The organism is Variovorax sp. WDL1 (assembly GCF_001541225.1).
In the GTDB taxonomy this organism is placed as follows: domain Bacteria; phylum Pseudomonadota; class Gammaproteobacteria; order Burkholderiales; family Burkholderiaceae_C; genus Variovorax.
In genome coordinates this window covers 1-12,741 of the sequence record NZ_LMTS01000230.1, presented here as the reverse complement: position 1 = coordinate 12,741, position 12,741 = coordinate 1, and the positions used below count along the sequence as shown (strand labels likewise).

13 protein-coding genes are annotated in these 12,741 nt (G+C 67.2%); 12 read left to right on the top strand and 1 reads right to left on the bottom strand.

Annotation, left to right across the window (positions count from 1 at the left end; genetic code table 11):
* The first annotated feature begins 172 nt into the window (after window positions 1-172).
* The 12 genes from APY03_RS27945 to APY03_RS27890 all read left to right on the top strand — a co-directional run bounded on the left by APY03_RS27945 (window position 173) and on the right by APY03_RS27890 (window position 11,703).
* Entirely contained in the window at window positions 173-988 is an 816-nt protein-coding gene (locus tag APY03_RS27945) for an IclR family transcriptional regulator (protein ID WP_068682052.1), read from the top strand.
* A gap of 25 nt (window positions 989-1,013) precedes the next feature.
* Complete coding sequence (locus APY03_RS27940) at window positions 1,014-3,023, top strand: bifunctional 5-dehydro-2-deoxygluconokinase/5-dehydro-2-deoxyphosphogluconate aldolase (RefSeq protein ID WP_083944600.1); 2,010 nt, start codon at window positions 1,014-1,016, stop codon at window positions 3,021-3,023.
* The gene (locus tag APY03_RS27935) at window positions 3,020-3,796 is read left to right on the top strand and encodes an ABC transporter permease (protein WP_068682049.1); all 777 of its coding nucleotides are present in this window, start codon (window positions 3,020-3,022) and stop codon (window positions 3,794-3,796) included. Before APY03_RS27940 ends, APY03_RS27935 begins: the two co-directional genes overlap by 4 nt.
* Window positions 3,781-4,647 carry an ABC transporter permease gene (locus APY03_RS27930; protein ID WP_232081288.1) on the top strand — a complete coding sequence of 289 codons (867 nt, stop codon included), beginning with the start codon at window positions 3,781-3,783 and terminating at the stop codon, window positions 4,645-4,647. The genes APY03_RS27935 and APY03_RS27930 overlap by 16 nt, the downstream gene beginning before the upstream one ends.
* A 50-nt stretch (window positions 4,648-4,697) precedes the next feature.
* Window positions 4,698-5,774 (top strand): ABC transporter substrate-binding protein, encoded by a 1,077-nt coding sequence (locus tag APY03_RS27925; RefSeq protein ID WP_068682046.1) that lies wholly within the window; start codon window positions 4,698-4,700, stop codon window positions 5,772-5,774.
* A gap of 62 nt (window positions 5,775-5,836) precedes the next feature.
* The gene (locus APY03_RS27920; RefSeq protein WP_198161311.1) at window positions 5,837-6,664 is read left to right on the top strand and encodes an SDR family NAD(P)-dependent oxidoreductase; all 828 of its coding nucleotides are present in this window, start codon (window positions 5,837-5,839) and stop codon (window positions 6,662-6,664) included.
* Window positions 6,661-7,518 carry a sugar phosphate isomerase/epimerase family protein gene (locus tag APY03_RS27915; RefSeq protein WP_068682039.1) on the top strand — a complete coding sequence of 286 codons (858 nt, stop codon included), beginning with the start codon at window positions 6,661-6,663 and terminating at the stop codon, window positions 7,516-7,518. Before APY03_RS27920 ends, APY03_RS27915 begins: the two co-directional genes overlap by 4 nt.
* A complete protein-coding gene (locus APY03_RS27910; RefSeq protein ID WP_068682037.1) occupies window positions 7,515-8,537 on the top strand; it encodes a LacI family DNA-binding transcriptional regulator in 1,023 nt (340 codons plus the stop codon). The genes APY03_RS27915 and APY03_RS27910 overlap by 4 nt, the downstream gene beginning before the upstream one ends.
* Before the next feature lie 22 nt (window positions 8,538-8,559).
* Window positions 8,560-9,369: an ABC transporter ATP-binding protein gene (locus tag APY03_RS27905; protein WP_068682036.1), complete on the top strand. Its 810-nt coding sequence runs from the start codon at window positions 8,560-8,562 to the stop codon at window positions 9,367-9,369.
* Complete coding sequence (locus APY03_RS27900) at window positions 9,369-10,301, top strand: alpha/beta fold hydrolase (protein ID WP_197913178.1); 933 nt, start codon at window positions 9,369-9,371, stop codon at window positions 10,299-10,301. Before APY03_RS27905 ends, APY03_RS27900 begins: the two co-directional genes overlap by 1 nt.
* Entirely contained in the window at window positions 10,298-11,032 is a 735-nt protein-coding gene (locus APY03_RS27895; protein WP_068682034.1) for an SDR family NAD(P)-dependent oxidoreductase, read from the top strand. The genes APY03_RS27900 and APY03_RS27895 overlap by 4 nt, the downstream gene beginning before the upstream one ends.
* On the top strand, window positions 11,029-11,703 hold the full coding sequence (locus APY03_RS27890) for an SDR family NAD(P)-dependent oxidoreductase (protein WP_068682032.1): 675 nt from the start codon (window positions 11,029-11,031) through the stop codon (window positions 11,701-11,703). Before APY03_RS27895 ends, APY03_RS27890 begins: the two co-directional genes overlap by 4 nt.
* Window positions 11,704-11,709: 6 nt before the next feature.
* On the opposite strand, the gene APY03_RS27885 is transcribed toward APY03_RS27890, so the two are convergent.
* Window positions 11,710-12,699 carry a tripartite tricarboxylate transporter substrate binding protein gene (locus tag APY03_RS27885; protein WP_068682030.1) on the bottom strand — a complete coding sequence of 330 codons (990 nt, stop codon included), beginning with the start codon at window positions 12,697-12,699 and terminating at the stop codon, window positions 11,710-11,712.
* Window positions 12,700-12,741: the final 42 nt, after the last annotated feature.

Genomic DNA, 12,741 nt, shown 5'->3' with positions numbered 1-12,741 from the left:
ACTCGATCAGCGAGGGGGGAGGCGTCCATACCATCTCCTGCGATGGGCACTGCAATTGTTTTGCAGTGCGGTTCATAATTCTGCAATTCTGGTTTGGCGTGCGATGACTTCATAGGGCCGAGCGGCTCGCGCCCCCACATAGATACTGCTGTGCAGAACAGAGGAGACTGTCATGAAGAACTCCCCCGCGTCCTTCGATCCGGACCTGCCGGACGATGGCCGCGAAGACCGCCACTTCGTCACCGCCCTGGCGCGCGGCCTCGACGTGCTGCGCTGCTTCAGGTCCGGCGAGGAGCGCCTTGGCAACCAGGAGCTTGCCGAGCGCTGCAAGCTGCCCAAGTCCACCGTCACGCGACTCACCTACACGCTCACCAGGCTGGGCTACCTGCATCACGTCGAGGAATCGGGCCGCTATCGCCTCGGCATGGCGACGCTGATGCTCGGCGGCACGACGCTGGCGCGGCTGGACGTCAAGGAGCTGAGCCGGCCGCTGATGCAGCAGCTGGCGATCGACACCGGCACGCAGGTCTCGCTCGGCCTGCGCGACGAGATGTCGATGCTCTACATCGAGAACTGCCGTGGCCATTCGATCGTGACGCTGCGGCTGGACATCGGCGCGCGCATTCCGCTGGCCACCACCGCGATGGGCCGCGCCTATCTTGCGGCGGCGCCCGAGAACGTGCGGCTGGCGCTGGAGGAGCGCATCCAGGCGCTGGACCCGATCGCGTGGCCACGCATCGAGAAAGGCATCCGCCAGGCCTGCGCCGACTTTGCCGAAAGCGGCTGCGCGGGGTCCTTCGGCGAATGGCAGAAGGAGATCAATGGCATTGCCGTGCCCTTCCAGCCGGGCGGAGGCCTGCCGCTGATGGTGATCAATGCGGCGGGGCCGGCCCAGAGCATGTCGCGCGACACGCTATGGGACGAGGTGCGGCCGCGGCTGATCGCGACGGTGCGCGACATCGAGCAGGGCCTGGGCTCGCGGCGCTGACTCCTCGGTCCTAGGGTTGCCACGGATGGTTTTCAAGCCGCTGCGGGGTCGAGAATGCATGGTATCGATACCAATCACTGCGTTTGAAATCTTCATGATTCACTCTCGTCCGCTGGACCTGATCACCATGGGCCGCACCATCGTCGACGTGTATGGCGACCAGGTTGGCGCTCGCCTCGAAGACGTCTCGTCCTTCTCAAGATACGTGGGCGGATGCCCTGCCAACATTGCCATCGGCACCGCCCGTCTGGGCTTGCGCGTCGGCCTGATCACGCGGGTCGGCGACGACCACAATGGCCGCTTCCTGCGCGAAAGCCTCGAGCGCGAGGGCGTGGATACGCGCCACGTCGTGCCCGATTCGCAGCGGCTGACGGCCGTGGCCTTCCTGGGCATTCGGAACAAGGACAGCTTCCCGCTGCTGCACTACCGCGAGAACTGCGCCGACATGGCCATTGCGCCCGGCGACTACACGGAGGAGTACATCGGCTCGGCGCGCGCCCTGCTCGTCTCGGGCTCCCACCTGACGACCGATGCAGCTGCCGCCAACATCGGTGCTGCCATCGAGCGCGCGAAGGCACGCGGCACGAAGGTGATCTTCGATATCGATTACCGCCCGGTGTTCTGGGGCCTGGTGTCGCGCGACGGTGGTGAAAGCCGCTACGTCGATTCGTCGCGGGCCACCGAAGCGACCCGGCGCTTCATGTCCCGCTTCGATCTTGTCGTAGGCACCGAGGAAGAGATTCATATCGCCGGCGGTGACATCGATACCATCGAGGCGCTCAAGGCCATCCGGAGCCTGACTGCGGCGCCGATCGTCCTGAAGCGGGGTGCCGCCGGCTGCGTCGTGTTCCCCGGCGATATTCCGTCGCGCGTGGAGGATGGGGTGGTCGGCCCGGGCTTCCCGGTGGAAGTGTTCAACGTGGTCGGCGCCGGGGACGGGTTCCTGTCGGGCTTTCTTTCCGGCTGGCTGCGCGACATGCCCTGGACTGAATGCTGCCGCCGCGGCAACGCCACGGGGGCCCTGGTGGTGTCACGCCATGGATGCTCGCCCGCGTCACCGACCACCCAGGAACTCGATTGGTTCCTGCGCGAAGGTCAGAACGACCATGCGCTGCATCGCAGCGAATACCTCGCCTACCTGCACCGCACGACCACGCGGCGCCCGCGGCCATCGACGGTGTTCGTGATGGCAGCGGATCACGTGGCCCCCTTCGAGGGGTTGCCATGTGCACAGGGGCGCAGCATTGCCGGACTGAAACGCCTCGTCGCCGAAGTAGCACTGCGAATGGCCCGCCAACGCCCGGAAGTCGGCGTCCTGTTCGACGATGAAGCGGGCGAAGACGCGCTGTATCGCATCGGTGCCGACGTCGCGTGGGTGGGCCGCAAGATCGAGAGGACGGGCCCTGCCCCGCTGCGCTTCCGGGATGACCTGCCGGCCGCGGTCCACCTGGCGCATTGGCCGCGCCATCAGATCGTCAAGTGCCTGGTACCGATGGAAGACGAAGAGAGTCGCACGCTCCAGGAAGAGCGACTGCGCGAGCTGTATGCCGCCACTTCCATGTACGGAATGGAACTGCTGCTCGAACTGGTGCACCCGGACACGGTGCAGGACGCGCGTGCCGCCGAACGGCGCATCCGGTCGATCCAGGCGCTGGGGGTCAAGCCCGACTGGTGGAAGCTGCCTGCCTTTTCCGACGCCACCGCGTGGGACGCCATCGAACAGGCGATCTGCGACGACAACCCGATGTGCCGTGGGATCCTGCTGCTCGGCGGGGGCCGCTCCCCGGAAGAGCTGGCCAAGGCCATCGCGGCGACCAGCGGCCGCCCGCTCGTGCGCGGCTTCGCCGTGGGCCGGACCCTGTTCATGGCGCCCGCCACCGCATGGCTCGCCGGGCAGATGGAAGACGACGCCTTCGAGCAATCGCTGACCGCAGGCTTCGAGGCCCTGGTTGCGGCATGGAACAGCAACGGTGGCGAAGGCAAGGCGCGGCCTGCCCGCGCCGCGGCGGGCATCGTCCAGGAGGAGCGCGCATGAAGCAGACGGGCCTGGCACGGTTCGCCGCCAGCATCGGTCCCATCATCGCGCTCGTGCTGCTGTGGTGGATCGCCACCGGCCCGGCCGGATGGATCGACGCCGCGCGCTTCCCGGACCCGGCCGCCTTCCTGGGCTCGCTCAGGCAGATCTCCCTGGACGGCTACGCCGGCGGCGACCTCGCAAAGCATGTGGTGACCAGCACCTGGCTGGTCGTGCGCGGTTTCGCACTGGCCATGGTGCTCGGCATCGGGATCGGTCTGGCGGTATCGCTGTCGGCGTTCTGGCGCGACTTCCTGATGCCGATCTTCAACTTCCTGCGGCCGGTGCCGCCGCTGGCGTGGATCCCGTTGGCGTTGCTGTGGTTCGGACTCGGTGACGCATCCAAGCTGTTCGTCATGGCCATGGCCGCTTCGATCCCGCTGGTCATCAACACGGCCACCGGTGTCGAGCAGATCGACCGCACGCTGCTGGCGGCGGCCCGGGTCAACGGCGCGCGCGGCTGGACCTGGCTGCGCCATGTGATCCTGCCCGGCGCCATGCCGCACATGGCCATCGGCCTGCGCCTGGCGCTGCAGACCTCGTGGACCGTCATCGTCGCGGCCGAGTTGCTGGGCGCGATATGGGGCGTGGGCAAGGTGCTGACTGCCGGAAAGGATGATGTCTATCCCGGAATGATCCTCGTCGGCATGGTCACCGTCGCCGTGCTGGGAATGCTCAGCAGCCTGCTGCTGACCTGGGCGGAAAGGTGGGTGATGCCATGGAGGAAGCGCTGATGGCGCGCGCCCGGCGCCCGCGTGCCGCATCGGCCCCGCCGGCCATGCATCGGCGGCGCGCGAACGTCCTCATCGCGGCCGACGTTCCGCCGCGCCGCTGGATCGGGGCGCTGGGCATCGCGGCCTTTCTCGCGGCCTGGCAACTCGTGGCGATGCAGGTCGATGAGCGAAGCACGCTGGCGACGCCTGTCGCTGTCTTCGCGGCATTCATCGACATGCTGCACGAGCCGTTCGCGGGCTCGACACTGCAGGAGCACCTGCTGGCGAGCCTGCGCCGGTTCGGCGCCGGCTTCGGCCTCGCAGCGGTAGTGGGTATTCCGCTTGGCCTGACGATGGGTTGGAACCGCTGGCTCGAAGTGGTGATCCAGCCCATCTTCAATCTCCTGCGCTTCATCGCCCCGATCGCCTGGGTGCCGTTTGCCGTGCTGTGGTTCGGCACGGGGTTCGGCGGACCGGTGCTCATCATCTTCTCGGGAGCCTTCCCTGCATGCGTCATCGGTGCCTACGGGGGCGCGCGCATGGTGGACCCGCGCCTGCTGGAGGCAGCGCGCATGCTCGGAGCGGGTCACCTGCGCATCCTCCTGGAGGTCGTGGTGCCGAGCGCAGTGCCTTCGATGGTCGCTGCGCTGCGCGTGGCGGCCGGCAACGCGTGGCAGTCGCTCGTGGGTGCCGAACTGATCGTGGCGACCTCCGGAGTGGCCTACCTCATGGTTCGCGGGCAGATGAACCGCACCATCGTCATCGTCCTGGTCGGCATGCTCGCCATTGGCCTGGTCGGTTTGCTGCTCGAGGTGCTGTTCCGGCACCTGGAGCGGTACGTGCAGCGGCGGCTCGGCTCGGCCGTTGCGTGATCGCGCCGGCAGATGCCGGCGATCCATGTCCATGTTTGCAAGGAGACAAAATGACTTTCAAGCTTCAACCTCATCGCCTCACCCGGCGCGTGGCATTGGCCGCCCTTGCCATGAGCGCCGTCGCAGGGCCTTCGCTGGCGGCCGAGCCGACGCCGGTCAACGTCAGCTACCAGGTCACCATCCATGGCGTTCCGCTGCAGCTCGCCGACGACAAGGGCTGGTGGGCCGAGGCAGGCCTCAAGCCGGGCAACATGACTTCCTTCGTGGCCGGCGCCCAGCAGGTGGCGGCAGTGCCGTCCAAGACGTGGGACATCGGCCTGATGGGCGGCCCGCCTGCGTTGCTGGGCGCATCGCGCTTCAACCTGCAGACCGTGCTGATCCTGATCGATGATTCGCGGGCCAACGGCGTCGTCGCCCGGGCGACCGAACACGGCGCGATCAAGGCCGACCCGGTCAAGGCGCTCAAGGGAAAGCAGTATCTCGTGCCTGCCAACTCCACCTCGGACTATGCGGCGCAGGCCTGCTTCGCCAAGCTGGGGCTCAAGCCGGGGGATGTGAAGGCGGTCAACATCGCTCCCGGCGCCATCGTCGACGCCTTCAAGGGCAGCGACATCCCGGTGGGCGCCGTCTGGTATCCGCACTTCGCCCGCATGGAAAAGAACGGCGGCAAGCTCCTTTGCGACGGCCAAAGCGCAGGCGTGCTGGTGACGGGCAATATGGTGGTGCGCCCCGAATACCTGACCGAGAACCTCGATACGGTTGCGCGGTTCGCGGCCATGTTCCTGCGCGGGATGAACATCATGCGCACCGACCGCGCGGCAACGCTGGCGTCGATGAAGAAGTTCTATGACAAGGGTGGCGTCAGCCTCTCGCCCGAGGAGATGACCGGCGAGATCGAGACGCGCAGCTACTGGAGCCTCGACGAGCAGCTCAAGTGGTTCGACCGCTCCGCCGGACCGGGCAAGCTCGACCAGGAGAGCACACGCCTGGCGGAGTTCTTCAAGGGTGCCGGCACCATTCCCAACGTGCTGGACGCCAAGGCCTACCTCAACCCCACCGTGCTGAACTACATCAACAGCAACCCGAAGCTCAAGGCCTTTGCCGAGGGCAAGCCAGGCGCACTATGAGTCCAGCCTCCATCGGCGCCCCGCAAGGTGGCATCGACAGCCTCGCCGGGCTGGTCGCACTGGTGACCGGCGCCGGGCAGGGCATCGGCTTTGCGACGGCGGCCCAATGCGCACGCCGCGGAGCGGATATCGCCATCGTGGACCTCGATCACGGATCGGCGGAACGCGCGGCTCTTGCGCTGCAACGCCGGTTCGGCGTCCGCACCGCATGGGCAGGCGCGAACGTCGTCGACGCCGAGGCCGTGCGTACAGCCATTGCCCGATGCGAGGCGGACCTGGGACGCATCGACGTGCTCGTCAACGCGGCGGGCATCATGACGCCGCGCCTGGCGACGGTCGCGGACATGCCCATCGAGGACGTGCAGGCCATGTTCGACGTGCATGTACGGGGTACCTACCTCTGCAGCCAGGCCGTGATACCTGCCATGGCCGGTAGAGGCTTCGGCCGCATCATCAACATCTCCTCGGTGCTTGGCGTGCTCGGCCTGCCGTTTCGCAGCGGCTACGCCATTGCCAAGCACGCCATCAACGGCTTCACCAAGTCGCTGGCAGTGGAGGTCGCGCGCCAGGGGATCACGGTCAATGCCGTGGCGCCCGGGTACATCCTGACCGAAACGCTCCAGGCGCGCCTGGATGCCGGAATGCTCGACTACGCGCTCTATGCCGACCGCGCCCCGGCCGGCCGCTGGGGCTTGCCGGAAGAGATCGGCCATGCCATCGCCTTCTTCGCCTTGCCGGCGTCCGGATTCATCACGGGCACCTTGTTGCCCGTCGACGGCGGCTACACCATGCGCGGCGATCCGGGAGAAGCCATCGGCGAAGCGCTGCCGGCGGAAGCGCTCCGGCATCTTCGTGCCCGCTTCTTTGCAGAACCGGCAGGAACGGCATGACCGCGGTGCGAACGGCCATCCATGCAGCGGTGTGGGGTCCTGACTGGAGCCCGGCCGGCCTCGCACCCGCGCTGGCCCAGGCCGCCGCCATCGGCTACGACCACGTCGTCGTGCCCTTGCGGCGCTTCGAGGATATCGAGCCGCAGGCGCTCGCGCGCCTGTTCGAGACCGAAGGCCTTGCGCCCCTCAACACCTGCGGACTTTCACCGGACAAGGACATCGGCGATGCGGACCCCGCCGTGCGCGAGCGGGGCGTCAAGCATCTCTGCCAGGCCGTGGCCATGGCACGCGACATGGGCTCCAGGCAGATCGGCGGTGTTCTCTACGGCCCCATCCACAAGGCCATGCGGCCCTTGCCCGGCGACGCCTTCGCGCGCGCCGCCGAGTCGATGCACCGCTTGGCCGAACATGCCGCACGGTCGGGCGTGCGCCTGGCGCTGGAAGTCGTCAATCGCTACGAGACGCCTTTGTTGTACAACACCCGCCGCGGCCTGGCTTTCCTCGAGGCCGTTGCGCACGACAACGTCTTTCTGCACCTCGATACCTTCCACATGAGCATCGACGAATCCGATCCCGTCGCCGCCATCGAAGCGGCCTTGCCGCGGCTGGCCTACCTGGAACTCGACCAGAGCCATCGCGGCGACGCCTTGCAGGGGTCGCTCGACCTGACCCGCCTGGTGCGGGAGGCCGCACGACTCGGCTATCGCGGCATCGTCGGCGTCGAGGCGTTCTCGCGCCAGCTGCTCGCGCCCGACCACGCCGATGCCTTGGCGGTCTGGGAAGAGCGCTTTAACGACAGCGGCGCGGTCGCATCCAACTTCATGCAGGTCATCCGCAGCGGGTACGCCCAATGAAGTTGCCCAAGCGATCCTCGCTGACGATGCGAGACGTGGGCCTGCATGCCGGCGTCTCGCCCATCACCGTCTCGCGGGTGCTGGCGAACCATGGCTCCGTGACCACGGAGACTCGCGAAGCCGTGCTGCGGGCCGTTTCCGAGCTCGGCTACGTGCCCGACTACACCGCCCGTGCCCTGTCCAGGCGGGGAAGCAAGCTGGTCGCACTGATGCTGCCCAACATCGCGAACTCGGTCTTTGCCGAGACGGTCCACGGCATCAATGACGTGCTGAACAGCGCCGGCTTCTCGCTGATCATTGCGCACAGCGGCTACGACGCGCAGCGCGAGGAGGAACTGCTGCGCGGGCTGCTCGGCTACCGCCCCGACGCCGTCATCCTGACCGGCTTCAGCCACACCCGGGCCACGCGCACCATGCTGCGCAAGGCGGGCATGCCCGTCGTGGAGACGTGGAACGTGGGGCCCGAACCGATGGACGTCGCGGTTGGATTCTCGAACTTCAAGGCAGGCCTCGAGATGACGCGATACCTGATCGCCAAGGGCCACACGCGGCTGGCTTACCGCGGCGGCATCCAGACCGACAACGAACGTACGCGTGCCCGCGAGGAAGGATTCCGGCAGGCACTGGCCGAGGCCAACCTGCCGGCGACCGAGGAATGGATCGGATCGGCCCCCATGGAACTGGAAAGCGGCGCCGAGCTGGCACGCGAGTTCCAGGCGATGCCGCCGGGCAAGAAGCGCCCGCAAGCCATCTTCATCGCCAGCGACATGATCGCCGCCGGCTTCGTGCTCGAAGCCGCGCAGCTCGGCATCCGCGTTCCGCAGGACGTGGCCATTGCCGGCTTCGACGACACGCCCCTCGGCCGGGCGATCCGTCCGCAGTTGACGACCGTCAACGTCCGGCAGCGCGAGATCGGCCGCAAGGCGGGCGAGCTGGCCTTGCGCCGCTTGCGCGGCGAAACGATTGAACACCCCGTGCACGATGTCGGCTTCGAGATCGTGCCCCGCGAGAGCGCCTGACTGATCAGGCAAGAGGATTGTCATGAGCGATATCCAGTTTCAACAAGTCGAACGCGTGTTCACGCGTGCCGGTGCAGCCACCGCGGTTCTGCGCGACATCGACCTGCATGTGCGCGACCGCGAGTTCGTGGCGGTGGTTGGTCCGTCGGGCTGCGGCAAGACCACGCTGCTGCGGCTTGCTGCCGGCCTGGACGCACCGACGTCGGGCCAGGTGCGCGTCGGCGGAAAGAATGTCGAGGGCCCCGGCCCCGACCGCGCGGTGGTGTTTCAGCAGTTCGCGCTTTTCCCGTGGAAGACCGTTGCGGAGAACATCGCCTTCGGGCTGCGCTGCAAGGGCACGCCCGAGGCCGAGCGCCAGGAGCGTGTGCGCCACTTCGTGCAGCTCATGGGCCTGCAAGGCAGGGAAGATGCCTACCCTCACCAGCTGTCGGGCGGCATGCAGCAGCGGGTCGCGATCGCCCGCGCCTATGCGCTCGAGCCCGACGTGCTGCTGATGGACGAGCCCTTTGGCGCCCTCGACGCACAGACGCGCACGGTCATGCAGGAGGAGCTCCTTCGCCTTTGCGCCATTGCTCCACGCACGGTCATGTTCATCACCCATGCGGTCGAGGAGGCGGTGTACCTTGCCGACCGGGTTGTAGTGATGAGCCGCAATGGCGGCGAGATCGTGGCCGACATCGACGTGGCGAAGATCCGCCAGGCGGAAGGATGGGCGGCGCACGAGCGCATCGAGGACGTGATGGACCTGCCCAGCTTCGTCGAGATCAGGGGCCGGGTGTGGAAGATGTTGCGCGAGCAGGACTTCCAGACCATCGCCAGCGAGATGGCCTGATGGGCATGGCCCATGGGATCGAGGGGCTCGCGGAAGGCTTCGTCGATGCCGGTGGCGTGCAATTGCACTACGTGCGGTGCGGGCAAGGCGCACCTCTCGTGCTCATCCACGGCTGGCCGGAGTTCTGGCGCACCTGGCGCAAGATCATCCCGCTGCTGGCACGCCACCACGACGTCATTGCCTACGACCTCCGAGGTTTCGGCGAGTCGGGCAAGCCGGCGGGCGACGCATCGGAAAGCTATTCGCTCGACCTGCATATCGCCGATCTGGCAGGCTTGATCGACGGCCTGGAACTCGAAGGCGTCGGCCTGGTGAGCCACGACTCGGGCGCGAACATCGCCCAGGGCTACGCCCGCAGGGAGCCCGCCCGCCTGTCCGGGCTGTTCTTCTTCGACTGCCCCTATCCCGGGATCGGTGAACGATGGGCAGACCCTCGCGTCATCCGGGAGTCCTGGTACCAGTATTTCAACCAGCTGCCCTGGGTCGCGGAGTGGCTGTCGGCCGACCGCGCCAGCTGCAGGCGCTATCTCAAGCATTGCCTGGATCACTGGTCGCACGCGCCGGGGGCCTTCGACGAGGACCTCGAAGCGTGGGTCGACAGCTACCTGCGCCCGGGCAATCTCCAAGGCAGCTTCAACTGGTACAAGGCCATGCAGCCCTACCGCGAGCGCCTGATGCGCGAAGGCGCGCCTTCCCTGCCCCGCATCGAAACGCCGGCCTGTGTGCGCTGGGGTGCCAGCGACCCTGTGCTGTTGCCCGAGTTCACCGACAGGCTGGGCGACTACTTTTCCAACGTGGATGTCGCCATCGTCGAGAACGCGGGCCACTTCGTGGCGTTCGAGCGTCCCGACTATGCCGCTGCCGAGATCCTTCGGTTCTTCGACAAGCGCAAGCAAGCCGCACCACCCTATCGATCCGAGGACCTGCCGTGACCTTCTATTCCGACAAGACCATTCTCATCACCGGCGGCGCCGGCGGCATCGGCGTGGAGAGCGCGCGCGTCTTCCTCGAGGCGGGTGCGCGTGTCCGCCTGGTGGACCGCTCCGCCGACGCGCTGGAGCGCGCGGCGCAAGCCCTGGGCGCGCCCGGAGAGCTGCAGGTCCAGACGAACGGTCTGGCCGACCAGGAGGACTGCATGCGGGCGCTGACGGATGGCCCTCGTCCCTACGCGCTGATCCATCTGGCCGGCATTTCGTTGCCCGACCCGGAAGACACGGCCGATCTGACCCTGTTCGACGAGACGATGTCGGCCAACGTGCGCAACGGCTACCAGCTGGGGCGACTGTTCCATGCGCATTGCGCTGGAACTGCGGAGCTGCCGACGCGAGCGGTCTTCGCCTGCTCGCTGGCGTTTCGCCGGGGCGGACTCGACCGCATTGCCTATTCGGCCGCCAAGGGCGCGATCGCCGGGATGGTGCGGGCCATGACGCGCCGATTCGCCCCGGTTGTGCACGTCAATGCAGTCGCACCCGGCATCATCCTGACCCCGATGTCGCGCCAGTTGATTGCCGATCGCGCGGACAAGCTGATGTCCGAGATTCCGATCCGGCGCTTCGCCGAACCTCGCGAAGTCGCCACCGTCATCGAGTTCCTTTGCAGTCCGGCATCGAGCTACGTCAACGGACAGATCATCAACGTCGACGGCGGAACGATTCATTCATGAGCGCACGCCTGGACGGCCGACGGGTCCTGGTCACCCAGGCCGACGAATGCTGCGGCGAGGGCATCGTCGAAGTCTTCCGGGAAGCGGGAGCGCATGTGATCGCCGACACGCGCGACCTGTCGCCGCCGTTCGCTGCCGACGCCCTGGTGCGCGATGCCGGGCACGTCGACGTGCTGATCGCGAATCTTGCGGTTCCCTTCGAAGCAGGGCCAGCCATCGACGGCAGCGACGATGAGATGCAGCGGCTGATGGAGGCGCTGTACTACCCATTGCACCGCCTCGTGCGCGCCGTGCTGCCCCAGATGATCGAAAGGCGCAGCGGCAAGATCGTGGTGGCCGGCAGCGCCAATGCCCTGCGCGGCCGGCCCGGCGGCGTCGCCATGTACGCCGCCGCCCGAGGCGCGCAGCTGGCGTACATGCGCAACGTGGCCCTGGAGGTGGCGCCGCATGTTCATGTCAACGCCACCGCGCAGACCTTCATCGACAACCCCACCTATTTTTCGGCCGGGTATCAGCAGACGGAGGAGTTTCGGGCACGCCTTGCCGAGTGCCCGGCCGGACGACTGGGAACGCAGCGCGACTGCGGCCAGGCCATGCTGTTCCTCGCCGGGCCGGAAAGCGACTTCATGTATGGCCAGACCTTGCCGATCGCGGGTGGATGGGTGACCTGATCCCGCCTACTTCTCCCGCACGAACCCGATTGCGTCGAGCATCTGCTTCTCGCGCTTCGTCGACTCGGCGGCGAACTGCTGGTAGCCCGCCGAGCTCATGTAGACGGGCTCCATGTAGTACTGCGCCAGCGCGTTGCGGAAGCCCGGCTGCTCCATCGCCTGCTTGAAGGCGTCGTGCAGCTTCGCCACCACCGCGGGGGGCGTGTTCTTCGGAACGGCAAGGCCCCAGGCGGCGGATGGCGGCGGGATGTCGATACCCGCTTCCTTCAAGGTGGGCACATCGGGAAAGCGGCTCATGCGCTTCTCGCCGAAGGTGACCAGCAGGCGCAGCTTGCCGCTCTCCACATAGGGACCCCAGCCGGAGGTCTCGGCCGCGGACATCACGTGCGCGCCCACCACCGCCTGCAGCGACTCGGCCGTGCCCTTGTAGGGCACGTGGCTCAGCTTGATGTTCTTGATGCGCGCCACCTGCTCCATCGCCAGGTGCTGCGCCAGGTACGCGCCAGGCGTGGCGTAGGTCAGCTCGCCGGGATGCGCCTTCGCATAGGCGACATAGTCGTCCATCGTCTTGATCGGCGAGGCCGCCGGTACGACGATGCCGTAGACGAAGGAAGTGAGCCCGATCACGTAGCGCAGATCGGTGGCCGGGTTCCAGTTGATGGTGCCGGTGTAGGGCAGCCGGAACAGGTTGGCCGGGATCACGCCCACCGTGTACCCATCGGGCTGCGCGCCTTGCAGCAGCTGGGCCGGCATCAGGCCGGCCGCGCCCGGCTTGTTCTCGATCACGACCGCCTGCCCGAGGATCTTCGAGGCGTCCTCCGCCAGCGCGCGCATCGGCGAATCGGTCGATCCGCCCGGCGGAAAGCCGAGCATGATCTTGATGGGCCGCGCAGGAAAGCCCGATGCGTCCTGCGCCCACGCGGTCGCCGCTGCGCCGCCCATCGTGTACAGCGCCGCGATGGCCGCGGCTCCCAAGAATCGCCGTGTCGTCTTCATGCTTGTCTTATATGGACGCCTCCCGTGTGGCAAGCGAGTTCT